The sequence below is a fragment of the Bacillus salitolerans genome, assembly GCF_042680805.1.
GTDB classification, from domain to species: domain Bacteria; phylum Bacillota; class Bacilli; order Bacillales; family SA4; genus Bacillus_CJ; species Bacillus_CJ salitolerans.
On the sequence record NZ_JBHUEM010000001.1, the window covers coordinates 154,950 to 179,478 of the forward strand.

Sequence of the window (24,529 nt, forward strand, 5' to 3'; positions counted from 1 at the left end):
GAGCTTATACGAAAAAAAGCCTAACCTTTAAAGGTTAGGCTTCATTTTCTTCTTCTTCTCCTTAATTTCCTTTTGGAAATCTTTTACTAATGAAAAACACATCATAAATAAAACAAGAGTTAATGGGAAGGCACTTACAATGATGGCTGTTTGCATAGCACTAAGACCACCAGAGGCCATTAATACAACAGCAGAAAGCGCAAGTATGATACCCCAAGTCGTCTTTACAAATGTATTAGGGTTTAGACTGCCGTAGGTTGTTTTCATTCCTAAAACAAATGTTGCAGAATCTGCGGATGTAATGAAAAAAGTTGAGATTAATATCAGTGTAACTATCACTAGGACGTTTGTTAAAGGAAGTTGTTCGTACATATAAAATAAGGCGGTTTCAAGGGTTTGACCCGCGATATTTGTTCCTTCATTGTAATCAAAATGGATCGCGGTTCCGCCAAATACTGCAAACCAAACAGCACATACAACAGCTGGTATGATGAGGACTGCTAATACAAATTCTCGAACAGTTCTTCCTTTTGAAACTCGAGCGATAAACGTTCCGACAAAAGGCGCCCATGCTATCCACCATGCCCAGTAAAATATCGTCCATCCTTGAACCCAAACTAGTCGTTCGGGATAAAGAGGTGCTATTCTAAGCCCCATACTCGGTAAGTTTTGGATGTATTCTCCGAAGGTATGAGTAAACAAATTTAGCACAAATACAGTCGGTCCTAAAAATAGAACGAGGAAAAAAATAATAATAGCTAGTGTCATATTAGCATTGCTTAAATATTTTATCCCTTTTTGGATTCCTGTACTGGCAGAGAGAATGAAAAGAATGGTTACAATTCCAATAATGATAAGTTGAGTGGTAAATGTGTTTGGTATTCCAAACACATAATTTAATCCACCATTAATTTGTTGGGCTCCTAATCCTAATGATGCGGCTACGCCAAAAATCGTTGCGAAAACAGCTACAACATCAATAGTAATTCCGATTGGACCCTTTACACGTTCTTTAAAAATAGGATACAGGGTTGCACTCATAAGTCCTGGCAAATCCTTACGGAACTTATAGTAGGCAAGAGCCAATGCAATTACGGCATAAATCGCCCATGCATGAAACCCCCAGTGGAGATACGTATACCGAAGAGCCAGACGAGCTGCTTCAGGAGTTCCGCCCTCTCCAATTGGTGGACTTACAAAGTGGGAGATTGGCTCCGAAACACCAAAGAAGAGAAGTCCGATCCCCATGCCAGCACTAAATAACATGGCAAACCATGTAGGGCGACTAAATTCCGGAACATCGTCATCTTTACCAAGCTTTATCTTCCCGTATCGACTAAAGATTAAAAAAATTGCAAATACAAAAAAGAAGGTGGCTGAGAGCTGATAAAACCATCCAAATTTAGTTAAAAAGAAACTTTTGGTTACATCCATTACACTTCCTAGATGTTCCGGAGAAATGACTCCCCATGCAACAAAAACGATGGCGATAACGATTGAAATCCAAAATACTTTTGAAACATCCTTCAATGGAAAAAACCTCCTTCTTTGCTAGTATTTACGAAGATGTTGAAATAATACTAAAAAAACTTGTATCTTTTCAATCATCCGAACAAATGCAACGAGGAATAGCAAATAAGAAATCTGCTATTCCTCTTCCTGCTCCTACTCTGGGCTTTGTTATTCCTTAATTGCTTTTTCTAACTCAAAGATTAATAAATGTGCTTCATATTTATTTAATGACTGCGTACCTCTTTTGCCAAGCTTACTCGATAGCTCACAGATTGTTTCTATTTGACGTTTAGTAGGTGGCTGGTCGTTCATTAACTTCTGGAAGTTTTGAAAGGCTACTTTGCAGGCAGTTTCTGGGCTTAACTCCTCAAGAAGGACATAAAAGGCTTCTGCTGCTTGGTTATAGCCAACCCCATAACCTCTGTCTGTTCCTAGAAGAAACTTGTCTGGATGCTTTTCAATGATTGGGACATATTCAAGTAGGCTTTCTTTCGACTGTTCATATCCAGCGAACAAGTCAATATACAAATTGTCGTGCTCTAACTAAAAGTTCGACCTTAGTAGCAAAATTCTCTACATTTGCATGTGCAAAAATAAAAGTAGTATCACGATATATAATCAATGCTCTTTCTAATTGTGCAATAGGATGACCACTTGCAGGATCGATATGTAATAATAAGGGAGTCTTGTATTGAGCCGCCATTTCATAGATTAGCGGTAAATTCCCGTCCATCGGGTGCTCTGCTTTCCATTTAAGTTTGGATACAATGGGTGAGTATGTGGACGCAGCTGCCACTTCACCAATCCCCATAAATCCTTTTTCCAGATTTTCTTTAACAATCTTCAGCCCTTCCTCTTCATATCTCGGATTTAAATAGTCGGTAAAAAAACATCCATCGTAACCAATGATTGAAATGTTCTGTAAAATATAGTCAATCATTATTGGGAACGTTTCCGACATATTCGAAGAGCACTATGGGGAAATTTTATGAAAATCAGAAAAATAAAATGGATTAATTTACCTTACCGTTCTATAATATCCTTATCATATTGGAGCGGATCAAGATGGTCCTTATCCAGAAGGGGGAGATGGATATGGGAGAAATCATACATGTAATGAATCGGTCAATCGAAAAAAGGAAAAAGGTTATGGGGAGGAAAATAGTTGAACGAAATACTATTGAAGACAAACAAAGTATCAAAAGAACAGTTAGAAGAGATTAAGGGTTTAATGATAGTATGTGAAACATTTGATGGACTAAATGTAGAAATTAGTTTAAATCCAGTTGTGGTTGAAAGTAGAAGTGGACAGTATTGCTTTGATTACCTTTTCTACGTAGAAAACAAGCTTGTTGGTTATCTAGGAGCATTTGATATTTTAGATCCATTTCATTTAGAAATCACTGGTGTAGTTCACCCAAGTTTTCGACGTAAAGGTATTTTTACTAGATTATTAAACGCTGCGAAAGAAGAATTTAATCATCAAAAAGTAAAGGAAGTTTTACTGGTCGTTGATAACAACTCTATTGAAGGAAAAGGCTTTGTACAGTCTATCAATACAAGATTAAGTCACTCGGAATATAGCCTAAAGCATTACGGTAATGTTAATAAGGAAGATTTTGTGGTAACCATTGAAACTCCGATCGAATCAGATTATAGTGACATGGTCCATATACATGCAGAGGCATTCAGGGACAATTTAGAAGAAGCTAGTCAAGTAATTACCAACAACCTTCAATCTGACTTGTACGATGTTTTAGTGGCAAAGGTTCGTGGAACGATTATTGGTTCCCTATCCATTTTCAAGAATGAGGGGAATAGGTATCTTTCTGCTTTTTCTGTTGCCCCAAAGTATCAAGGAAAAGGATATGGTAGACAAATTTTAAAGCAAGTCGTTCAGTTATTGAAAGACGAAGGAGTAGATTCTATTATGCTGGAAGTAGAGATTCAAAATGCAAATGCCCTTCATCTTTACCAAGCCTGTGGATTTGAAGTGGTAGCTGGTTTTGATTACTATTTATTAGGGGATAGTTAAATCAAAACTGCATTTTGAAAGGAGTTTTTATGAATCCAATTATTGAAACCATTCTAAATCACCGTTCGATTCGGAAATTTGAAGACCAGCCATTAACGAAAGAACAAATTCATACCATTGTTGCATGTGCAAGCTCAGCTTCAACCTCGAGTAATATACAAGCATATTCCATCATTGGAGTGACGGACAACGAAAAGAAGAGGCAATTAGCAGAGCTAGCAGGTAATCAGTCTTATGTAGAAGATAATGGACACTTTTTGGTTTTTTGTGCTGACTTACACAGACATGAAATATCATTAGAAATGGAAAGTGCTGAGGGAGTAGAATCTTTAGAAAGCACCGAGAAATTTATGGTTGCTCTCATTGATGCAGCACTTGCTTCACAAAATGCAGCTATTGCTGCCGAATCAATGGGCCTTGGAATCTGTTATATTGGTGGTATTCGAAATCATTTAGATAAAGTCTCAGAAATCCTAAAAGTACCCAAAAGAGTGATTCCTCTTTTTGGCATGGCCATTGGGTATCCTAGCTCAAATTCATATAAAAAACCGAGACTTCCACTTGCACATATTTATCATGAAGAGGAATATGAGCAAGACGTGGAAAAGTTTAAGAGTGAGTTACAAGCATATAATAAAGAGCTATCCCAATATTACCTGGAGCGGACGAACGGTAAAAGGCAGGATACATGGACAGATCAAATGGCAAGGATGTTAGAATCACCAAAAAGAATGTATATGAAAGAATTTATTCAGAAAAAAGGCTACGACATCAGATAAAGATAATAGGGTACTTCCTCTATAATAGGAACGTACCCTATTTTTTATTTTCGGGAACCTTCTTCATCCAATGCACATCTAAAGGATAAAGATGATAACGGAAGGTCTCCTTTTGGATAGTAAACTTTTGAAAAAAGCTCACCGAGGAGATAAATCGGCTTTTATCACCTTAATAAATGAGCATGAAAAAATGTTATACCGTGTTGCATTCTCAATTCTACGAGCGGATACAGATGTGCCGATGTTGTTAATTTTACAATAAAACTACATAGAGCAATTAGAAGTGATGGAAGAACAATTAAATGAAAAAGTAAGGGGGAATCCTCCTTACTGTTTTGACCATTTATCAACAAACTCAGCTTCGTGCCGTTCCATTTCATCCAAAAGTGCTTTAGGATGATCCTCGACGATCAAGCTATTCACATATTCACCATTTAAGAAACCTTCATCAACCATATGCTGAAGGAGGCTAACAAAGCTATCATAGTACTGGTTAATATTAAATAACGCAATCGGTTTATTATGATAACCGATCTGATACCACGTCATCACTTCAGCTAGCTCTTCTAACGTACCAATTCCGCCTGGAAGAGCAATGAACCCATCAGCCAATTCATACATTTTTGATTTTCGCTCATGCATATCTTCGACCACAAAAAGCTCGGTTAATTCCACGTGTTCAACACGCTCAAAGATTTTCTTAGGAATGACACCAATTGAATGACCGCCATTTTCTAGAACGGCACGGGATACTTCCCCCATAATTCCGATATTACCGCCACCGTATATTAATTCGATACCACGTTTTGCTAGGAACTCTCCTAGTTGCTTGGCTTGGTTTATATACTCAGGATGCTTTCCAGTGCTAGAGCCACAAAAGACACATAGTCGTTTTAGTTTCATGATTATCCTCCAATTTTGCATTAATCATGTTCATTTTTACATAGAATAGGGAAAAAAATCCACCTTTTATCATGAGAATAAAAAGATAATTTTTAGTTGTTAACTTGGAGCATGATTTTTACGAAATAATTTTGATATAATGGTCAGTAGAACTTTTCATAAGGGATGAAAGTGCGGGTATCCGTTTAGAATGAAAAGGAAGGCTTTTTACTGATTGCAGAAATAAGGGGTGAAGGCATTGAATAAGAAATGGTGGAAAGAAGCTGTTGCATACCAAATTTATCCCCGTAGTTTTATGGATTCAGATGGGGATGGGATTGGTGACCTAAGAGGAGTTATTTCCAAGCTTGATTATTTGAAGAATCTAGGCGTAGATGTGATTTGGATCTGTCCTATTTTCAAATCACCAAATGCCGATAATGGATACGATATCAGTGACTATCAAGATATCATGGAAGATTTCGGTACGATGGAAGATTTCGATGAACTATTGGAAGAAGTACATAACCGTGATATGAGGCTCATATTAGATTTAGTTGTAAACCACACAAGTGATGAACATCCATGGTTTATTGAATCTCGTTCATCAAAAGAAAACCCAAAACGTGATTGGTATATTTGGCGAGATAGAAAAGAGGGCAAGGAGCCAAACAACTGGGAGAGTATTTTCAGTGGCTCAGCATGGGAGTATGATGAAAAAACTGGCCAATATTACATGCACGTTTTTGCGACGAAGCAACCCGATTTAAACTGGGAAAAAGCTGAGGTTCGTGATGCAGTATATGAAATGATTCGTTGGTGGCTTGACAAAGGAATTGACGGATTTAGAGTAGATGCCATATCACATATTAAGAAGAAGGACGGCTTACCTGATATGCCAAACCCAGAAGGATTAGACTATGTTTCCTCATTTGAGGGACATATGAACCAGGAGGGTATTCAGGAGTACTTGCAAGAACTCAAAGAGCAAACGTTTGCACGTTACGACATTATGACAGTAGGGGAAGCGAACGGAGTGAAGATTGAGCAAGCAGATGAATGGGTTGGAGAAATAAACGGTAAGTTTAATATGATCTTCCAATTCGAGCATCTAGGTTTATGGGAAAAGGGGAATAATGGTTCTGTTGATTTAGTTCAATTAAAGAAAACATTAACTAAATGGCAAAAAGGTCTAGAGAATAAAGGATGGAACGCGCTATTCCTTGAAAACCATGATCAAGCCCGATCCGTATCAACGTGGGGTAACGATGAAGAATACTTAAGTGAGAGTGCAAAGGCACTTGGTACGATGTACTTTTTAATGCAAGGAACACCATTTATTTATCAAGGACAAGAAATAGGAATGACGAATGTTCGATTTGACTCCATTGATGACTATGACGATGTAGCCATGAAAAATTATTATGAAATTGAGACGAAAAAAGGTCGCCCTCACGAAGAAATCATGGAAATTATCTGGACAAAAGGTCGTGATAATTCTCGTACCCCGATGCAATGGGACAATTCTGACAATGGTGGCTTTACTATAGGGACTCCGTGGATGGGTGTGAACGATAATTACACCTTTATAAATGTGGAAGAACAAGAAAAGGATTCATCTTCGATCCTAAGCTTCTATAAAGAAATGATTAAGCTTCGAAAAACAGAGGATGTTTTCATCTATGGAAACTATGACTTAATCCTTGATTCTCATGAACAAATTTACGCTTATACAAGAACGTTAGGTGACCAAAAAGCACTGGTTATCAGTAACATTAGCAGTGAGCCGGCTCAATATAATAATGCTGACCTAGCGTTATCAACGGAGAATCTGGTCCTTCAAAACTACCAAGTAGAAGAACATCAAAATACAACAAGCTTTGAACTACAGCCTTGGGAAACTAGAGTCTATGTACTTTAAGCAAAAAGAGCCTATGCGGCTCTATTTTTAATAAGTCAAGGAAAGTTTATGGTGTTTAGTTTATACAATTCTACTGCTAAATCCAGCTCCAGCGCCCAGCCAAGATGAAATGGCGACGATCTTTGCCATTTCATCCTACTCGAGGGAAAAAGAAAAATCACTTTTTCCTTGGTTAAATAACCTGTCATGAATAAAAGGGAAAACCACCCTTTTTCATGACAGAACATTTTCTCTGCCTTAAGTTAAACGGGGCGCCCTTGTAGCTTATTCTAAAAATGTCATCAAAAAATCCCACACAAATAATTGTGCGGGATTTTTATCTTATCTATTCTCAAGCTTTGCAAGCTCAGAAAGGATTTCTTCATTTTCAGGTAGTTCACTGATTGGGTGCACATCGATAAATCGAATAATACCTTCTTTATCAATGATAAATAGAGCACGTTCTGACATACCTTTTTCATGGCGAACGCCATAAGCATCTGTTACTGCACCTTGTGGGTGGAAGTCAGATAATAGTGGATATGTAATACCACCAATAGATTTTTGCCATGCTTCGTGGCTTGGTATACTATCTACGCTGATACCCAAAACTTGGGTATTTAAGCCTTCAAAATCTTCGAGGGCATCCTCGTAAGAAGGCATTTGCGCGCCTCAGACAGGGGTCCAATCTAAAGGATAGAATGCGATAAATACATTCTTTTTGCCAAGGTAGTCAGAAAGACTAACTTCGCGGTCGCCATGAGCTTTAAGTGTAAAGTTAGGTGCTTTATCACCGATTTTGAGCGTTTTAGTTTCAGTTGCTCCTTTTGGCATCGTACTTCCTCCTTTTATGAAAAATAAAATTATATAATAATCCAAAGAGAGCAAAGACTCCCGTTAGAATATTAACTATATTGTGGCTTCATTTGCTTGCGCTTGTTTACATGCTGGTCAGCACCAAGTGCAGCAATACAACCGTCAGCTGCTGAAATAACAGCTTGTTTAATTGGAGTTCTTCTAGCATCTCCGCCAGCAAATACTCCATCAACACTAGTACGTAATGTATCATCTACCTTTACGTAGCCTTCTTCATCACGCTCAACAGCACCTTTTAAGAAATCAGTACCAGGTTTTAGGCCAGCAAGGTATAAGAATACACCATCTACTTCCCAGGTTACTTCGTTTTTATCAGCATCACGAACTAATAGGCCGTCAACCTTCTTATCACCTTTAATTTCTTTTAAACGATGATTCCAGAAAATCGATACATTGTCTTTAGTCTTTAGTTCATCAACTGAAGCGTCGCCCTTCATTTTGTTTGTCGGCACTAGTAATAATACCTCTTTTGCAAACTTAGAAAGAGCAAGAGTCTCGTGTACTGCTTCATCTGTATCTCCGACAACGGCAACAATACGATCTTTAAAGAAAGCAGCGTCACAAGTAGAACAATAGCTTACACCGCGACCTGTGAATTCTTCTTCACCCTTAATTTTACTACCAGGTGCTTTAGCGCCAACAGCAATAAACACACTCTTAGCTTTAATGATTCCTTCAGGAAGCTCAAGCTTTTTAATGTCATCATCTGAAAAATCAACACTTAACACATTCGAGCGAATCATGGTTGTCCCAAAATCACGAGCCTGAACATGCATTTTTTCTAGAAGCTCTTGACCTGTAACCTCGCCTGGAACACCAGGATAATTCGCAATTTTATGCGTGATCGCTAAAGTCCCTGAACTTGGTGCCTTATCAATAATTAATGTTTTCAATCGGGCACGGGAAGCATAAACTGCAGCTGAAGCTCCAGCAGGTCCCCCTCCAATTGTAACAAAATCATAGATTTCGTCAAAAATTTCATTTGTTGGTTCTTTGAAAAATTCTTCTTCGGTTGTTTCTTCCTGCTTTCTCGGCTGATCACCTGTTACTCCAAGAGCTTTTTTCATTTTGTTTGGTCTATATCCAATAAATGCTTCTCCATCAATAAAAACAACTGGGGTGGAGAACATTCCTTGTTCATGTAGGTCATCAAAATATTGAGGATTGTCAGTTACATTACGCTCTTCGTAAGTAAATCCCCATTCTTTAAATTCATTTTTCATTTTTTCACAGTATGGACAGCCAGTACTACTATATAGAACAATATTTGGCATTTTTGTACCCCCTTAACGAGTATAACAGTTATTACTTTATAATAATTATAATTAAGTGTCAAGCAATGTAACTTCTTTAGGAAGTATGCCCTAAAAACGAGAAAAAAACCATCCTGTAAGTGATTACTCACTTTACAAACGAATTGGTAATGAGATAGAATAAATGAGTAAGTACTCACTATAATTGGTGGTAGGGGGGCATGATTTTGGCTAACAATAAAAAAATTATAGTATCAAACGTTCATAAAAGCTTTGGGAAAAAAGACGTATTAACTAGTGTGTCCATGGATGTTGAAGAACGTGAAATATTCGGATTATTAGGGCCTTCAGGCGCTGGGAAAACAACTTTAGTAAAAATGATTGCTGGAATTGATGAAGCCACAAGGGGAACCATTAAAGTACTAGATGTTGAAATGCCAAAATTACATGTTCTTCATAAAATTGGATTTATGGCACAGTCCGATGCATTATATGGGGAATTAAGTGCAGTTGAAAACTTGGAATTTTTTGCAACGATATATGGACTAAAGGAGCCAGTAAGAAAAGAAAGAATAGAGAAGGCTTTAACTCTCGTGAATTTAACCGATGAACGAAAAAAACAAGTCAACCAATTCTCCGGTGGAATGAAAAGAAGGCTATCATTAGCAGCAGCTTTGCTTCATGAGCCGGAAATTTTGATTCTCGATGAACCAACAGTAGGAATTGATCCCGTGCTGCGTCAATCAATATGGAATGAATTTATCGAATTAACGAGGCAAGGAACAACTATTATTGTTACTACTCATGTAATGGATGAAGCGGAAAAGTGTAATCGCTTAGGAATGATTCGTGATGGAAGCCTTATAGCAGTTGGCACACCAGAGGAGTTAAAGAAAAACACCGATTCTACTACGATCGAGGAAGCCTTTTTATATTTCGGAGGTGTGCACAAATGAGAATTCAGGCTATGGTTGTCAGAATCATTCGGCAATTTATAAGGGATAAACGCACATTAGGAATGCTTGTTGCAGCTCCGATTTTAATATTAACACTTATGTCAGTTGTATTTTCTAGTGATGCCCTAGATCCTAAAATTGGGATAGTTACGGAACATGACGCTTTATTAGAGGCTTTTAATAACAAAGAAATAGAAGTTTATGAGTTTAGTAGTGTAGAGGATGCGTTACAGGCGACAGAGGATAAGGAGGTGCATGGATTTATTGAAGTAGAAGGACAAAGCATTCGGATGACTATTGAGGGAAGTGACCCGAATGTTAATAAATCGGTTATCATGACAGTTCAAGAGGTATTGTCACAACTTCAATCACCTAATGTATCAAATAAACCAGAAATTATTTATATTCATGGGTCTGAAGAGATGGACACGTTCGATAACGTTGGTCCTTTTCTCATTGGATTTTTTGTTTTCTTCTTTATCTTTTTAATTGCAGGTGTATCCTTTTTAAGGGAAAGGACGACTGGAACATTGGAAAGATTACTTTCTACACCGCTTAGAAGATGGGAAATCGTGATAGGTTATGTAATTGGGTTTGGAATTTTTACGACAATTCAGGCAGGTATTATTGTCTGGTTCTCAATTGAAATATTAGACATCATGATGTTTGGATCCATTTTTTTCGTAATGCTTGTTGCGTTTATGCTCGCAATTACGGCTTTAACGTTAGGAACATTACTATCCGCCTATGCTCGTAATGAATTACAGATGATTCAATTTATTCCACTTGTAGTGGTTCCGCAAGTGTTTTTCTCAGGGCTTTTTAATATTGATACAATGAATCCATGGTTACAATCCATTAGTGTCATCATGCCATTAACTTATGGCGGAGAAGCAATGCGAGATATTATGATTAGAGGCGGAGGGTGGTCTTCGATTTGGAGCGAAGTTGTAGTACTCCTTGGTTTTGCCCTTCTATTTATGGTATTAAACACACTTGCCCTAAAAAAACACCGTAAACTTTAGAAATCATCGATTGTTTGTATGTCCCCTTTAGTAGAATTATAATGAATAGAAAGAAGGGATAAGGGAGATGCAAAATGTCTGAGCAAGAATGGATCCAGGATTTATTACATGCAAGTGGAGAAGACGAAATAAAGTTTAGCGAAAAGCAGCTTAAGATAATTGAAGCAGCTGCTGTAACATTTGCAGAGAAAGGATTTGCTGCTACATCTACAAGTGAAATTGCCAAAAAGGCTGGTGTTGCAGAGGGTACAATCTTTCGTCACTATAAAACGAAAAAGGACCTACTTTTCTCAATCGTTCGTCCAACAATTGAACGACTTTTAGCCCCTCATCTTGCTAAAAGCTTTGCCAAAGATGTATTTACCGTGCAATATGAGAGCTATGAAGATTTTCTTCGAAAGCTTGCTAAAAACCGTTATGAATTTCTGAATAAGCACTTTCCAATTCTGAAAATATTTTTACAAGAAATAGCTTTTCATGAAGAGCTAAGAGAGCCCTATATGCGGCTATTTCAACAACATATATATCCAAACTTTGAGAAAACAATTATCCACTTTCAACAGAAAAAAGAAATCATTGATTGGCCACCTAAAGATGTAATGAGGCTCACAATAACCTCGTTATTAGGCACCTTACTCGCCATGAAGCTAAATATTGCGAAAGATAGCTATGAAGCTGAAATCGATAAGGCCGTTACTTTTATTATGAAGGGTTTATCTCGATAAAGAACTAGGCTTTCTAATTATGAGAACTTTGGAGAAATCCAAGGTTTTTTTTTTATAAGTTAGGAAAGTATAAGTTTCTGGTGTTTAGTTTATACAATGTTACGGCTACATCCAGCTCCAGCGTCCAGCCAAGATGAAATGGCGACGATCTTTGCCATTTCATCCTACTCGAGGGAAAAAGAAAAATCACTTTTTCCTTGGTCAAATGTTCCTAAATGAGAAAAAAGGGAAAAGCACCCTTTTTTCTCATTTAGGAACATTTGCTATGCCTGAGGCTCAACGGTGCGCTTGCCCCATTTGTTCGTAAAAATGATCTAGGGGTTAGACAAAGAGGATAGAATTATAGTAATATATAAATATTGTAAAATAGTTATTTAATACGAAATTGAACTTATTAAGAGGTTTGACTACTTGCCATAAAAGAAAAAAGCTACAAAGTGCCGATTAATGGGTTTTGTTAAGTGGGACAAATAACTATATCTTCTAACTTTACATAATTGTCCGAACAAATTTTATATTCTGAATATTATACCAAAATAACATCAGAGGTGGGATTACAGGATGAGAATCAACTTGAAGAAGGTAGAACATCAAATGAGATTTACTCTGAGGAAGAAGTTAATTGCAGGATTTGCTGTGTTGTTATTTCTTATGTGCGTTGTAGGTGGGATAGGTATTTATAGCCTTGAATCAACAAATAGCTCCTATAGAGAATTAATGGATGATAGCGTTCCTAAACTAGTTATTGTTAAAGACTTAAAACAAGAATATTCAAATCAAACATTAGCTGTTCGTGCTTATGTAATTTCTAATGATCGTAGCAACATTGATGCATATGAGGAGTCAGTTAACCGATTTAATGAATTGGTAAAGGATCTAAAAAGCCGCACAAAAGATCAAAAGGCATTAGCCTCGATTGAATCGCTTGAGCATACTTATTTAGAATATTTAGACGTAATTAAACAAGCTCTACAATATAAGATGCTTGGTGATGATAAAGGATATATTCAAATTATGAATACCTCCTCAAAGGAAGTTGGCGCAAAGTTTAATCAAGCAATTGAAGAAATAATTGCCTTTCAAGCGCAAGATTTAGAATCCCAAAGTGAAGAAGCAACTGAAAGTGTTGATGCGGTTTCATTTTTACTTATTACGATATTAATTATTGCATTGTTAGTAGGAATTAGTATCGCTGTAGTACTTGGAATCAAAATTTCTAGTCCAATTCTTCAAATTACAAGCTCGATGAAACAAGTCGCTAGCGGTGATTTATCGATTGAAGACGTTAAGGTAAAAACAAAGGACGAAGTTCAGGAACTTGGGGAATCATTTAATCAAATGGTTGGGAACCTGCGATCAGTCATAACTCAAGTAATTGATTCATCTAGTCAAGTTGCTGCTTCTAGTGAACAATTAAATGCAAGTGCGCAGGAAAGCAACTCTGCAACAGAGCAAATCTCCTATTTGATTCAAGAAAACGCAGAAGGTATTGAAACACAATTAGCCCAATTTAATGGTGTTCAGTCTTCTATAAATGAAATGTCTCAAGGAATAGAACAAATCACCATGAATAGTGAGAGTATGTTAGATACAACAGAGCACTCTAACCAACTTACTACATCAGGTGCACAATCGATTCAAAAAGTAGTAGGGCAGATGACAAAAATAAGTCAATCTGTAAAAGAAACAACAGATGTGATTGTTACTTTAGGAGAACGTTCCAAAGAAATATCTGATATTGTTAATCTAATCACGAATATTTCAGAGCAGACAAATTTACTTGCTTTAAATGCGGCTATTGAAGCAGCAAGAGCTGGGGAGCATGGAAAAGGGTTTGCAGTAGTAGCAGATGAGGTCAGAAAATTAGCAGAAGAATCGAAGCGTTCCGCAGCTCAAATTACAGCTATGATTTCAATCATTCAACAAGATACGAATACGGCTGTTCTATCCATGGAGAACGGCAAATTGGAAGTTGAAACAGGCTTATCGTACACGGAAGAAGCAAGTAGTGCCTTTGTTCAAATTGAAGAATCTATTCAAGATGTAACAAGTAAGGTTGAAGAAGTTTCATCTTCAATTCAGCAATTAAATGCATTAAGTACTGAAATTGTTAAAATAGTGGATGAGGTTAAGGGAATTTCAGAAAAGAGTGTAGCTGCAACTCAAGAAGTGAGTGCAGGAACAGAAGAGAATTTAGCAACAATTGAAGAGGTCTCAAATTCTGCCCAAAGCTTATCGCAGCTTGCAGATGAACTTCAACAGGTTGTAGCTAAATTTAAACTTTAGACACTCTAAAAATGTAAACAAGGTGAATGAATTCATGTTTACAAAAAGTCAATATTGACTATATTTACTTTATAATTAAATGAATCTATATGTCTACACATTATAAAAAAGGATAGATAAGTCAGAAAAATACTGCTTATTCTATCCTTTTTATTATACAGATGTTTTCATTTATAAAGAAAACATTCTACTGTTATTGAAACTATCGCTACCGTACCCCTAGTTGTCGCATAGCTAAGACTTAAGAACTAGTCTGGACCATGAAGTTTCGAATTAGAGTAGCAAACGCTTCGGGGGCTTCTAAAGGTAGGTGGTGATAGACCCCTTCCATTTCGTGAAGTGGTCCTTCGGTGATTCGAGCGAGATTTTGGGCGCCTTCTACTGGCATTACAACGCTTTCTTTCGCTCGAACAAACCAGGTGGGGCAGTTAACCTGCCTAGCTAGTGCCACTGCTTCAACCTTTTCAATTGCCAATGCTCGTCGATCAAATCGCTCTCCCCAGCACCCTTTCTCTTGTTCATGAAAGCACTCCTTGGCAATCTGTTCCACTCTTTCTGTAGGGGCAGCGTGCTGAGGCGGGAGTAACCGATAATTTGCCACAGCATCTTGAAGAGTGTCGTAAATACGTCCACTCTTTTGAGCAGCTTTGTGTAATCCAGCTAACTCCTCTTCAGGGGAGTCAATTTTCATATCACCTACTAGTAAAGCGGAAGGAGGACGAACACCGCGACTAGCCACTTTAAGCCCTACGTAGCCACCCATCGAATGTCCCACGATGGCATAAGGACGGTCGAGCTTTCTGGCAAGTTCCTCTATGTCTTCTGCGTAATCGTTGAAACGATAGCTATTAGCCCAGCAGCTCTGACCGTGTCCTCTGAAATCAGGGGCTACCAAATAGTACTCCTTTTTCAGATGTGGTGCTACCCACTTCCACCAGCCGCTATGACAAGCAAGGGCGTGCAGGAGTATTATGGTTGGCTTTTGTGGATCTCCCCACGTTTGATAGTGCATCTCCATCTATTGACCTCCATTCGCTGCAAACGCCTACTCTTCCAAATAGTTTTAAAGTGTATAAAGGCGCGCACAATTCTTCTTATTCCATCATACACCATTATATGTATCTTATAGTTAATAATAATAACGTCATCGAGAGTTATTTGTTCATATCATTTTGATAACTAATAGTCCATTAATACTAACACCCCTACCTTTCATGTTTCTCTTTGCCTTGAGTAGCATAGATTGGTGCCAGGCGTCTTTTGTTTGTTTATAAAATGGGTTTAAAATAACGGTTTTCTAACATAAGTGTACAATCCTTCCCGGTATCATAGGAAAGGTTTCCGAGTTTCTCTGAAATGGTTTTAAGGCACTCTGGTTCCCCGGTATGCCAATAATTCCAAATAAGAGTAAGAATATCGACGCCTTCCTTTTCTGCATTTTGAAATAAGGTTAGAAAGCAATCGACAGATGCTTCATCTTCATTTGTTGGATGGAGCCACTCTGTTTTTTGTTCATTTAAGTAATCCTTATCTTCTACATTCTTTTGGTAGGAAAAGGGGGATATTCTCTTCTTCAAAATACGATTTTTCCAGCCTAATGGATCATGCAATACTTTTAAGGCATGAATCATATATTGATAGGACTTATTCACATAATCAGCGGGCATTGTGTCAGCTTCTTTTGGAAATGTATCTTGAATAAGCTTTGAAAGCATAGAGCGAATGGGATTGTATAATGTTGGACCAATGTATATTTCTTTATAGACTGGAACCTTGTATGTATCAATATTCTTCCACCGTTTCATCAGTATAGTGTCAATAATGATTTCTAATTTTTGGTGACGATTTTCTTCATTACCGGAGCGATAAATGATATAAGGATGTGTGTTACGATCAAGTAAATGGTGAGTAACAAAGCCTAATATATAGGCAAGAAGTTTTGAATCGCTCTTATTCTCGTACCCATGCTGGATCATTTTCATTAAAAAGGGCCCACATTGTTCATAATGGATTCTTTCTCCAATTAATGTAACAGGCTTTGATTTCCAAGGCCAGTAATTGTGGTAAAAGAACGGGTCTGGACCTTGAGTTCCGAGTTGGAAATAAGTTCTAACATCCTCTACCATGTTGTGTAATTCTGCACGCTCTATTACTTTGTTACCAAATAATATATGTGTCCAAACGTTTGGCAAAATAGTCACCATCCTTCATTACGGTCTATCACCTTTATTATACTGAACCTCCTACCACTTATGGAATAATTTACAAAAAATAAAACAAAAATCACTAGAGGGCTTGTTAACCGTCTAGTGAGTTTGTTTATATAACATATGGACCTACTAGTAAAATCGTTAAAAACATATGAAGTCCAATTTTATAAGAAACTTCATTTTCCTCTGACCAGTCAGGATTATTCACTTTGTACGTTATAAGCAACGTAATAATAGTGATGATGATTGGTAGGATATATTGACTAAATGTGAAATTAATAAAGAACGGTCCAGTTTGAATAGAAGGTGAATCGAAAAATTGCTGTATAAAGATGAATTGTGTAATTAAGTAAGACACCACTGCAATTCGTTTCACAAGCAATTTATTATAAATCTGAAAAATATTCATTGAAAATAATACGATAGCTGGTGGGATTACCACTAATAGTGACACTAATAGAAAGATAAACGCTCCTGATAATGACAAAAGTGTTCGTGATAATGCTATAGAATAGTCTTTTTTTGTTAACTGTAAACTAGTTTCTAGAGCTTGAGGACTTGTGCTTGCCCCCATAACCTTATAGTTATTCCCCTCGTAATCAATCCAGGTGATAACATCCTTTGATACCCAAAGTGGTTTTGAGGAAGGTAAATAGGTTGTCCCTATACGATGAGCTTCCCATATTTCTCCCTGTTTTGATCCAATAAATACATTGGTAGCAACTTCCCCATTAAGGGAACTATTAGATGAAAATAAAAGCTTTACGTTTTGATCATCATCAATCATTAAGCTGAAGTCCTTAATTCGATCCAATCTTGCCTTCGTATCAGCATTTCTAATTTCTAAATGTCTCGAAAAAGCAACCTCTTTTGGCAGCTCTGATAAGGTAATATCGGCATAATAATTTCGTATGACGATGTTTCCTCCCCCTTTACGGCTAGAGGTGTTATAAATTAGATGAACCTTCCCTTGTTGTTCCACGTAGTCAACGCTACTATATGTTTCATAGTATGAATCCTTTTGAAATAAAGGATAGGAGATAAATTCACCATTTGTCAATTTATAAAAAGTAAATTGTAATAAACCTTGTTCTAGTTCAGTCGCTGTAATGAGTGAATCCCCTTGCTGTGATAAAGAAACATCCACAGCAGTATGGTTACTAATTGTGATAGGTTCAAAGGTTGTTAGATTGATAACAGAGACACCCTTATCATGACTGACAATGGCGAGGTCCTCATTAGCCTCTAAGGATTGTGCTGACTCCAAAATGGTGTTACGTTCACCGAGAGCGTTCTGGTGGTACAGTGTATTGTTTTTGATAAACAGAGTATCTTCACCGTTTGTCCAATATGGGTCAAGTCCACTAATTGGAACATCTATACTCTTCTTTTGTTCGACCGATAAATCGATATGTACAAGAGAATGGTTAATTTGTTGTTCTCCTACTGTATAAAAGTGAAAACCATCATCTTTTCGTTGAATAAGTGGCTCTGTGTTCCCAGACATTAATTCAAGAGAAAGGGAACGACTCCAAGGCTCATGGTAAGAGTTTTTCTCTTGATTGAGTGCATGCCAATATTGAACACCAATAATAATGAATGCTGAGATGATAAAAGGTAGAATCCTAGTTAGTTTTGATAATTTTTCTTTCATCAGTACCCCCTGTATAATAGGTATATAGTTGGAAAATAATTCAATATTTTATATAGTAGCATGAATGGTAAAAAAAATACACCTGAAAAAATTTCAGGTGTTAATTTGCCCAGTTTCCATTTCTGAATAACGGTTCAATGACTCCATCAGCTGTTTCTGCGTCAATATCCATTTCGGCAGAGCCAATCATGAAGTCAACATGAACTAAGCTCGAGTTAGAACCGTTTTGCTTTAGTTCTTCGGCATTCATGTTTGTTCCGCCTTCAATACAAATTGGGTAGGCATTACCGATAGCTAAATGATTTGATGCATTTTCGTCAAAAAGTGTGTTATAAAAGAGTACATTTGTATTTGAAATAGGTGAGTGATGAGGAACTAATGCAATCTCACCAAGAAAATGGGAACCCTCATCTGTTTCGATCAATTGTTTTAGTGCGTCATATCCTTCTTTTGCTTGAAAATCAATGATTCTTCCCTTTTCAAACGTTAAAGAGAACTCATCAACAACGTTTCCAGCAAGTATTAATGGCTTTGTACTGCTAACGGTACCATTGACACCTTCCATTAAAGGTGTTGTAAACACTTCCTCAGTTGGCATATTCGGAATAAAAGGAACTCCCTTCGCATTCGTTCCACCTCCACCGACCCAAATGTGCTTTTCGGGAAGTTCGATGAAAAGGTCTGTGCCAGGTCCTCTATAATGGAGTTTTTTATACTTTTTACTATTCAAGAATTCGACCTTATTAAGCAGTTGCTTACTATGCTCTTCCCATGCCTTAATTGGATCATCGAGTGTAGCCCTTGTGCATGCGAAAATACTTTCCCAAAGTGCTGGTACCTGTTTCTCTTCGGACAGATGTGGAAATACTTTAGCCGCCCATTCAGGTGTTGGAACCGATACGACACACCAGCTGATTTGGTTGGAACGTGTCATGCTACGGAAAGATCCCATTGCTTCTGCTTGAGCTTTTCTTGTCATCGCAACACGCTCTGCACTTACACCCTTTAAAAGGTCTGGATTTGAGGCAGATATAGCTAGATAAGCACAACCGTCCTTGGCCATTTCTTCATAACCTTTTGCTTTCCATGATGGAAAATGCATTAGTGATTCTTCTGGAGCCTGCTCATATTTGATTTTAGAAAGCTCTTCATCGACCCATTCAACATGCACATTTTTAGCGCCTGCGTCATACGCTGCTTTTGCCACTTCTCTTACATATTCAGCGGATACAATCGGTGCATTGATTAATAATATTTGTCCCTTTTGAATATTTAACCCAATTTTAACCGTAATTTCTGCATATTTCTTTAGCTTTTCTTGAAATGTACTCAAGTCATTAGCCCCCTATTATCAGTTCTTCCAATTATTGTATCAAATTATTTTAAAAAAGGTGTAGTACACATTTTTATCTCTTCGCGCTTATGATAGTTTATAATAGTATTAACGGAGAGAGGGGTTGAAATAAGTTGAAAAACCCAATTGTATTATTTGATGGTGTGTGTAATTTATGTAATGGAGCTGTTCAGTTCTTACTCAAGCACGACAAAAAAGAGAAGTTACGGTTCGCTTCCCTTCAGTCTCCTAAAGGGCAAGAGCTACTTCAATCGTTTCATCTTCCAACAGCTGATTTCAATAGCTTTGTATTAATAAAAAATGAAAAATATTATGTTAAATCAAATGCTGCCCTTCAAATATGTAAGGAGCTAGGAGGCTTGTACTCACTTCTCACCATACTTTGGATCATACCTAGTCCAATCCGAAATGTACTCTATGATGGGATAGCTAGAAATCGTTACAAATGGTTTGGAAAAAAAGATCAATGTATGCTTCCTACCCCAGAATTAAAAAAGAGATTCTTAGAATAAATAAAAAGATTCCCACTTCTTCGTGTGGAATCTTTATTTTTTAAAAGTTGAACCAGTTTTTTGCGCTTATCAGACCTTAAAGCCCTTTGAACCTAGCGGTGCATGTTCGATAATTTCGTTAATCGGAAACGTGTATTACATGCCTCTTTGCTCGGTCACTATGATTAGTTTTTGTTTTAACTTTACAATGATAGGTAGACCTAATAATCCGATAAAAATAGTAATGGCCCCTGCTATGGCAATTAAAAAACCAACACCAATTATTTCTGCTATTCCAGCTCCGATAGCTGGAGCTATTAACATAGCGAAAGTTTGCGTGGATTGTGCAACAGAAGAGACTCTTCCCATCATACTTGAAGGAGTTTGGCTTTGAAGGATATATCCAAATGGAATTGTTGCCCCTGCCCCTATCGCCCCTAGTAAAAATGCCAGGGCTAGCCATACCATCAATGGTCCTAGAAGAAATTTCATACCTCCTAGTCCAATTAGAAAGGTAGTCGTACCGCTGAATATCATGGAAGTACACATGAATAATAGTGGATGTTTTTTCCATCGGGGGATATAGCCAACTAGTAGAGAGCCCAGCACGCTTCCTAAGCCGACCGCACTTATCAATAACCCGTATCCAGCTTCATTAAATCCTAAATCTTGTGATAGGAAAACAAGTAAACCGTCATATAGAAAAATAATGAACATTACAAGAGCAGTACTAAGGATGGATATTTTCAGAATAAAGTTATGATGAATATGATGTAACCCCTGCATGAAATCCGACCAAAACCTTTGATTACCTTTACGATTTATAGTCTCTATCTCACTCTCACTTTTTAAGCTTGGTAACCGTAAAAGTAAAAAGGTGGCGATGATAAATCCGATAGCCTCAATGATGAAGGGGCTTGTAGGACCTAAAATTGCTATTAACGTACCACCAATGGCTGGACCAATAACCTTCATAGAATTCATTGACAGCTGACTTAATGTTACTGCTTGTGGTAAATTTTTCTCTGAAACAGTTAGACGTATCGCCCCTTGTCTAGCTGGGTCGAAGAGCGCTCCACATGTAGATTTTACTAGAACGATTAGTAATAAAAGGTGAATATTAGGAACAAAGATAAGCGATAAGGCTAACATGGCTCGGATTATTGTGCAAATGTACATAACCTTCTTTCTTGACCATCGATCCACAAATACACTTGCAAATGGACCTACAAGTACCCAAGGAAGCCCAAGCGATATCGTTAAAGCTGCAATCCACATTTCACTTAATTCCCATGAAAATACAACTAATGTATAGATGGCTGTAAAATCAAGCCAGTTCCCTAAATCTGATAATAATTGTGCTGAAAATAGCTTACGATAGGATCTTTCCCGCAACGGAATAATTATCTGTTTCATTCATTATTCCTCATATTCTTATCCAATTCAGATAAGGCCAGTTCTCTACGCTCATTCATTTTAGGATAAAGAGAGAATTGATCTTGTTTAGGGGATTTTGCAGGTCCTTGTAACTGTTCAATTGCTTCCTCTATCCAGTCCAATTCAACCTTTAACATTTTCTGACCATATTTAATAGCCAGCATTCCATATTCGCTAATAAATGAATAATCATTCTCAGGCCATTGCTCGAGATACTTTAGCATTTCCTCCGTTTCATATTTTCGTACCCTTAAATGTTCAATAAAGGTTTGTCTTTCATCAGGAAGAGTACTTTCCCAAGAAATCATTTTTACTAACAATTCATCCCTGACTACCTTTTGAGCGGACGGTTTCCTGAGCCAATTCTCAAGTTCGAGCCATCCCTTACCAGTGAGATCGTATAGCTTTTTTTGTCGACCTCCTGATTCCTCATTTATAGTTTTAATGAGTCCTTCTTGTTCCAGCTTCTTTAATCTTGGATATATACTTCCAAAACTCATTCCCCAATAAAGGCTAGCTGCTTTATGCTCAAATTCTGCTTTAATATCGTAACCAGAACAAGGCCTTGAACTTAATACAGATAATATAGAATACTCGACTGACATATTATCCTCTCCTTAAAAACCGACTTAATATATCGGTTTGATATATCGTAATGATATATTATTTTGGAGTTGATTTCAATTATATTCCAAAAAAAAGAAAAACTGTTGATTGTATCATCAACAGTTTAAAGATATTTATTTATTTAACTTATAGTCCTTCAAATAATAGTACCCGTGCCGGGGCAGCATCTGTCCCGATAAGTTTGAGCGGAGCAGCAACCATAAAGTACTCTCCCGCTGGAACTTCTTTTAGACGAAGCCCTTCGATAACAATGATATCTTTTGAAAATAAGGCTTTATGAGTAGGGTGGCCAGGCTGACTTCTTTCAACACCGAGTGCATCAATTCCGACTCCGCGAATCGATAAATCAGCTAAATAGGTTGCTGCATCTTCTTTAATGTAAATGAAATCAAAGTTGAATTCTTCATCAAAGGAATTAGACGTTTTGAAAAGGACAAAATCATTTTTTTCGATAGTGAGTCCTTGTAAGTCATCCTTTGTAATTCCATCCTCTACTTTTGTTAAGTCAAACACCTTACAAGAACCCACAATCTTTTCTAATGGAATGGTTTCGATTGTGTCTGCGTCATTGATCATATGCAGAGGGGCATCCATGTGTGTTCCAGTATGAACATCTAAAGAAAGTCTAGACTCTGTCACGTGAGCATTGGTTACTCGGTTGAAAGTCGGCTGTTTTTCGGGTTTATTTTTATAAACAGGCATCCCTTCATAAATAGGGGCAGTTACATCATACATTTTCATCTACATCAACTCCTCATCTTAAGCTCAAAAGAAAGAATAAAATTTTCTCAATATATGTTCTTACTCAAAATTCCTCATAAAAAACGAAGCTTCTCCGGCGTCCAAAGACCTGTCACTAGCTAAATTTTTTCTAATGATCCAATGGCCACCAATGGAAACCATCTTTTTCAAGTAACATATCAGATTGAGTAGGACCCATAGAACCAGCAGCATAATTTGGGAAATCATTGGCTTTTCTCATTGCCCAAGCTTCTGAGATTGAGTCAATAAACTTCCAAGATAGTGCTACTTCATCCCAATGCGTGAAATTGGTTGCATCACCGCGTAAACAATCATATAAAAGTCGCTCATAAGCCTCAGGTGTGTTCATGCTATTGACGCTATTATTACTATAGTCCATTTTGATTGGTATCGTTCCACTTGAAGGGCCAGAGCTTTTCGCATTGATATGTAGAGTAATTCCTTCATCTGGCTGAATATGAATAACTAAAACATTAGGTCTTCTTTCTTCACCGGCAGGAAAATAAAGGTTCATCGGCATATCTTTAAATTCAATCACAATCTTTGTGGACTTTACAGTCATTCGCTTTCCTGTACGAATATAAAAAGGGACACCAGCCCAGCGGAAGTTATCAATTAGTAATTTTCCTGCAACAAAGGTTTCAGTATTTGATTCAGGTTCTGTACCATTCTCTTCACGATATCCGATCGTTTCTTTTCCGTTTATTGTCCCTCGATCGTATTGTCCACGTACAAAGTAATCATCTACTTCATCTATATGAATTCTGCGTAGAGAACGTAATACCTTAACCTTTTCACTTCTTACTTCCTCTGTTTGTAACCTACTTGGTGGTTCCATGGCGAGCAGTGCAACCATTTGAAGCATATGGTTTTGAACCATATCCCTTAGTGCCCCTGACTTTTCATAGTAGCTCGCCCGATCACCAACCCCAAGAGTTTCGCTCGAGGTAATTTGGATATTTGATATATATCGATTATTCCAAAGTGGCTCAAAAAGTGCGTTAGCAAAACGAATAACCTCTATGTTTTGAACCATTTCTTTTCCTAAGTAATGATCAATTCGATAGATTTCATCTTCTGAGAATGCATCTCTAATTTTTTCATTTAATTCCTCTGCCGAAGGGGAGTTATGCCCAAATGGTTTTTCGATTACTAATCGCTTCCATCCGGCTGTATCTGTTAATCCCTCTGACTTTAGCTTAGAAGCAATGGTACCAAAGAATTCAGGTGCCATTGCTAAATAAAAGATGCGATTTCCTCCCACTTGAAATTGTTCGTCAAGTGAGGAAAGAAGCTGATTTAAGCTTTGATAGGAATCTTTGTTTGTCACATCAAACGGATGATAGAAAAAGTGACGACAAAACTCATCTATTATTGCTTCATCTGAAACAGGGATAGATGCCTCTTGTAAGGCTTCTTTTACATTGGTACGAAACTCATCATTCGTTTTAGGTCTTCTCGCTACTCCTATAACACCAAAGTGTTTGGAGAGTTTACCGCCGATAAATAAGCGGTAAATGGATGGAAACAGCTTACGGTTCGCAAGATCACCAGTTGCACCAAATATAACAATGAGTGATTTAGGGTTTTCTATGTTCATTGAAAAGTACCTCACTTTATAAATAAATGCTATATGTACACTTTCCTTACACCTACAGCCAACTTGTAAGTATAAAGAGTATTATTTTAAAACAAACCTCCATTATTGTAACAGATTTCTACAATTAATGACATTTGTATCCTACTAATCATACCAAAAAAGCTC

23 protein-coding genes are annotated in these 24,529 nt (G+C 37.3%); 9 read left to right on the plus strand and 14 right to left on the minus strand.

Features of this window, described 5'->3' with window-relative positions; genetic code table 11:
- Positions 1 to 27 precede the first annotated feature (27 nt).
- The 3 genes from ACFSCX_RS00725 to ACFSCX_RS00735 form a co-directional block, all read right to left on the minus strand.
- On the minus strand, positions 28 to 1,530 hold the full coding sequence (locus tag ACFSCX_RS00725) for a glycine betaine uptake BCCT transporter (protein ID WP_377926160.1): 1,503 nt from the start codon (positions 1,528 to 1,530) through the stop codon (positions 28 to 30).
- 150 nt (positions 1,531 to 1,680) lie between these two features.
- Positions 1,681 to 2,040: a hypothetical protein gene (locus tag ACFSCX_RS00730; RefSeq protein WP_377926161.1), complete on the minus strand. Its 360-nt coding sequence runs from the start codon at positions 2,038 to 2,040 to the stop codon at positions 1,681 to 1,683.
- Positions 2,030 to 2,473, minus strand: coding sequence for an amidohydrolase family protein (locus tag ACFSCX_RS00735; protein ID WP_377926162.1), 444 nt, complete (start codon positions 2,471 to 2,473; stop codon positions 2,030 to 2,032). The genes ACFSCX_RS00730 and ACFSCX_RS00735 overlap by 11 nt, the downstream gene beginning before the upstream one ends.
- Positions 2,474 to 2,677: 204 nt before the next feature.
- Here ACFSCX_RS00735 and ACFSCX_RS00740 point away from each other — a divergent pair, with 204 nt between their 5' ends.
- The 3 genes from ACFSCX_RS00740 to ACFSCX_RS00750 all read left to right on the plus strand — a co-directional run bounded on the left by ACFSCX_RS00740 (position 2,678) and on the right by ACFSCX_RS00750 (position 4,588).
- Positions 2,678 to 3,547 carry a GNAT family N-acetyltransferase gene (locus tag ACFSCX_RS00740; RefSeq protein WP_377926163.1) on the plus strand — a complete coding sequence of 290 codons (870 nt, stop codon included), beginning with the start codon at positions 2,678 to 2,680 and terminating at the stop codon, positions 3,545 to 3,547.
- Positions 3,548 to 3,576: 29 nt separating this feature from the next.
- Complete coding sequence (gene nfsA / locus ACFSCX_RS00745) at positions 3,577 to 4,326, plus strand: oxygen-insensitive NADPH nitroreductase (RefSeq protein WP_377926164.1); 750 nt, start codon at positions 3,577 to 3,579, stop codon at positions 4,324 to 4,326.
- 112 nt (positions 4,327 to 4,438) lie between these two features.
- Positions 4,439 to 4,588: an RNA polymerase sigma factor gene (locus ACFSCX_RS00750; protein WP_377926165.1), complete on the plus strand. Its 150-nt coding sequence runs from the start codon at positions 4,439 to 4,441 to the stop codon at positions 4,586 to 4,588.
- A gap of 65 nt (positions 4,589 to 4,653) precedes the next feature.
- Here ACFSCX_RS00750 and ACFSCX_RS00755 read toward each other — a convergent pair whose 3' ends face one another.
- Positions 4,654 to 5,229: an LOG family protein gene (locus ACFSCX_RS00755; protein WP_377926166.1), complete on the minus strand. Its 576-nt coding sequence runs from the start codon at positions 5,227 to 5,229 to the stop codon at positions 4,654 to 4,656.
- Positions 5,230 to 5,467: 238 nt separating this feature from the next.
- Here ACFSCX_RS00755 and ACFSCX_RS00760 point away from each other — a divergent pair, with 238 nt between their 5' ends.
- Positions 5,468 to 7,129, plus strand: a complete 1,662-nt coding sequence (locus ACFSCX_RS00760) for a glycoside hydrolase family 13 protein (protein ID WP_377926167.1) — start codon at positions 5,468 to 5,470, stop codon at positions 7,127 to 7,129.
- Positions 7,130 to 7,450: 321 nt separating this feature from the next.
- Here ACFSCX_RS00760 and ACFSCX_RS00765 read toward each other — a convergent pair whose 3' ends face one another.
- Together ACFSCX_RS00765 and ACFSCX_RS00770 are read right to left on the minus strand one after the other, a co-directional pair.
- The gene (locus ACFSCX_RS00765) at positions 7,451 to 7,942 is read right to left on the minus strand and encodes a peroxiredoxin (RefSeq protein WP_377926169.1); all 492 of its coding nucleotides are present in this window, start codon (positions 7,940 to 7,942) and stop codon (positions 7,451 to 7,453) included.
- A 71-nt stretch (positions 7,943 to 8,013) separates the two neighbouring features.
- Positions 8,014 to 9,258: an FAD-dependent oxidoreductase gene (locus ACFSCX_RS00770; RefSeq protein ID WP_377926170.1), complete on the minus strand. Its 1,245-nt coding sequence runs from the start codon at positions 9,256 to 9,258 to the stop codon at positions 8,014 to 8,016.
- 200 nt (positions 9,259 to 9,458) lie between these two features.
- Between ACFSCX_RS00770 and ACFSCX_RS00775 the strand changes: the two genes are divergently transcribed.
- From ACFSCX_RS00775 to ACFSCX_RS00790, 4 genes are all read left to right on the plus strand, one after another.
- Positions 9,459 to 10,193 carry an ABC transporter ATP-binding protein gene (locus ACFSCX_RS00775; RefSeq protein ID WP_377926171.1) on the plus strand — a complete coding sequence of 245 codons (735 nt, stop codon included), beginning with the start codon at positions 9,459 to 9,461 and terminating at the stop codon, positions 10,191 to 10,193.
- Positions 10,190 to 11,218: an ABC transporter permease gene (locus ACFSCX_RS00780; RefSeq protein ID WP_377926172.1), complete on the plus strand. Its 1,029-nt coding sequence runs from the start codon at positions 10,190 to 10,192 to the stop codon at positions 11,216 to 11,218. Before ACFSCX_RS00775 ends, ACFSCX_RS00780 begins: the two co-directional genes overlap by 4 nt.
- Positions 11,219 to 11,292: 74 nt before the next feature.
- Positions 11,293 to 11,943: a TetR/AcrR family transcriptional regulator gene (locus ACFSCX_RS00785; protein WP_377926173.1), complete on the plus strand. Its 651-nt coding sequence runs from the start codon at positions 11,293 to 11,295 to the stop codon at positions 11,941 to 11,943.
- A 594-nt stretch (positions 11,944 to 12,537) separates the two neighbouring features.
- Complete coding sequence (locus ACFSCX_RS00790) at positions 12,538 to 14,229, plus strand: methyl-accepting chemotaxis protein (RefSeq protein WP_465252667.1); 1,692 nt, start codon at positions 12,538 to 12,540, stop codon at positions 14,227 to 14,229.
- A gap of 241 nt (positions 14,230 to 14,470) precedes the next feature.
- Here the strand turns inward: ACFSCX_RS00790 and ACFSCX_RS00795 are convergent, their stop codons facing one another.
- The 4 genes from ACFSCX_RS00795 to ACFSCX_RS00810 form a co-directional block, all read right to left on the minus strand.
- Complete coding sequence (locus tag ACFSCX_RS00795; RefSeq protein ID WP_377926175.1) at positions 14,471 to 15,247, minus strand: alpha/beta fold hydrolase; 777 nt, start codon at positions 15,245 to 15,247, stop codon at positions 14,471 to 14,473.
- 250 nt (positions 15,248 to 15,497) lie between these two features.
- Positions 15,498 to 16,421, minus strand: a complete 924-nt coding sequence (locus ACFSCX_RS00800) for a zinc dependent phospholipase C family protein (protein ID WP_377926176.1) — start codon at positions 16,419 to 16,421, stop codon at positions 15,498 to 15,500.
- A 127-nt stretch (positions 16,422 to 16,548) separates the two neighbouring features.
- Entirely contained in the window at positions 16,549 to 18,093 is a 1,545-nt protein-coding gene (locus ACFSCX_RS00805; RefSeq protein WP_377926177.1) for a hypothetical protein, read from the minus strand.
- A 100-nt stretch (positions 18,094 to 18,193) separates the two neighbouring features.
- Positions 18,194 to 19,426, minus strand: a complete 1,233-nt coding sequence (locus tag ACFSCX_RS00810; RefSeq protein ID WP_377926178.1) for an aminopeptidase — start codon at positions 19,424 to 19,426, stop codon at positions 18,194 to 18,196.
- Positions 19,427 to 19,560: 134 nt separating this feature from the next.
- Between ACFSCX_RS00810 and ACFSCX_RS00815 the strand changes: the two genes are divergently transcribed.
- Positions 19,561 to 19,959, plus strand: coding sequence for a thiol-disulfide oxidoreductase DCC family protein (locus ACFSCX_RS00815; protein WP_377926179.1), 399 nt, complete (start codon positions 19,561 to 19,563; stop codon positions 19,957 to 19,959).
- 135 nt (positions 19,960 to 20,094) lie between these two features.
- On the opposite strand, the gene ACFSCX_RS00820 is transcribed toward ACFSCX_RS00815, so the two are convergent.
- The 4 genes from ACFSCX_RS00820 to zwf all read right to left on the minus strand — a co-directional run bounded on the left by ACFSCX_RS00820 (position 20,095) and on the right by zwf (position 24,364).
- Positions 20,095 to 21,354, minus strand: coding sequence for an MFS transporter (locus tag ACFSCX_RS00820; RefSeq protein WP_377926180.1), 1,260 nt, complete (start codon positions 21,352 to 21,354; stop codon positions 20,095 to 20,097).
- Positions 21,351 to 21,980 (minus strand): PadR family transcriptional regulator, encoded by a 630-nt coding sequence (locus tag ACFSCX_RS00825; protein ID WP_377926181.1) that lies wholly within the window; start codon positions 21,978 to 21,980, stop codon positions 21,351 to 21,353. The genes ACFSCX_RS00820 and ACFSCX_RS00825 overlap by 4 nt, the downstream gene beginning before the upstream one ends.
- A 148-nt stretch (positions 21,981 to 22,128) precedes the next feature.
- Positions 22,129 to 22,743, minus strand: a complete 615-nt coding sequence (locus ACFSCX_RS00830) for a cyclase family protein (protein ID WP_377926182.1) — start codon at positions 22,741 to 22,743, stop codon at positions 22,129 to 22,131.
- Positions 22,744 to 22,873: 130 nt separating this feature from the next.
- A complete protein-coding gene (gene zwf / locus ACFSCX_RS00835; RefSeq protein ID WP_377926183.1) occupies positions 22,874 to 24,364 on the minus strand; it encodes a glucose-6-phosphate dehydrogenase in 1,491 nt (496 codons plus the stop codon).
- Positions 24,365 to 24,529 lie beyond the last annotated feature (165 nt).

Excerpts from the sequence above, each read along its gene's own strand:
- ACFSCX_RS00780 (WP_377926172.1), top strand. The coding sequence starts at position 10,190 with ATGAGAATTCAGGCTATGGTTGTCAGAATCATTCGGCAATTTATAAGG.
- zwf (WP_377926183.1), bottom strand. The coding sequence starts at position 24,364 with ATGAACATAGAAAACCCTAAATCACTCATTGTTATATTTGGTGCAACT.
- ACFSCX_RS00805 (WP_377926177.1), bottom strand. The coding sequence starts at position 18,093 with ATGAAAGAAAAATTATCAAAACTAACTAGGATTCTACCTTTTATCATC.
- ACFSCX_RS00735 (WP_377926162.1), bottom strand. The coding sequence starts at position 2,473 with ATGTCGGAAACGTTCCCAATAATGATTGACTATATTTTACAGAACATT.
- ACFSCX_RS00795 (WP_377926175.1), bottom strand. The coding sequence starts at position 15,247 with ATGGAGATGCACTATCAAACGTGGGGAGATCCACAAAAGCCAACCATA.
- ACFSCX_RS00790 (WP_465252667.1), top strand. The coding sequence starts at position 12,538 with ATGAGATTTACTCTGAGGAAGAAGTTAATTGCAGGATTTGCTGTGTTG.
- ACFSCX_RS00755 (WP_377926166.1), bottom strand. The coding sequence starts at position 5,229 with ATGAAACTAAAACGACTATGTGTCTTTTGTGGCTCTAGCACTGGAAAG.
- ACFSCX_RS00770 (WP_377926170.1), bottom strand. The coding sequence starts at position 9,258 with ATGCCAAATATTGTTCTATATAGTAGTACTGGCTGTCCATACTGTGAA.
- ACFSCX_RS00775 (WP_377926171.1), top strand. The coding sequence starts at position 9,459 with ATGATTTTGGCTAACAATAAAAAAATTATAGTATCAAACGTTCATAAA.
- ACFSCX_RS00785 (WP_377926173.1), top strand. The coding sequence starts at position 11,293 with ATGTCTGAGCAAGAATGGATCCAGGATTTATTACATGCAAGTGGAGAA.
- ACFSCX_RS00820 (WP_377926180.1), bottom strand. The coding sequence starts at position 21,354 with ATGAAACAGATAATTATTCCGTTGCGGGAAAGATCCTATCGTAAGCTA.
- ACFSCX_RS00830 (WP_377926182.1), bottom strand. The coding sequence starts at position 22,743 with ATGAAAATGTATGATGTAACTGCCCCTATTTATGAAGGGATGCCTGTT.
- nfsA (WP_377926164.1), top strand. The coding sequence starts at position 3,577 with ATGAATCCAATTATTGAAACCATTCTAAATCACCGTTCGATTCGGAAA.
- ACFSCX_RS00825 (WP_377926181.1), bottom strand. The coding sequence starts at position 21,980 with ATGTCAGTCGAGTATTCTATATTATCTGTATTAAGTTCAAGGCCTTGT.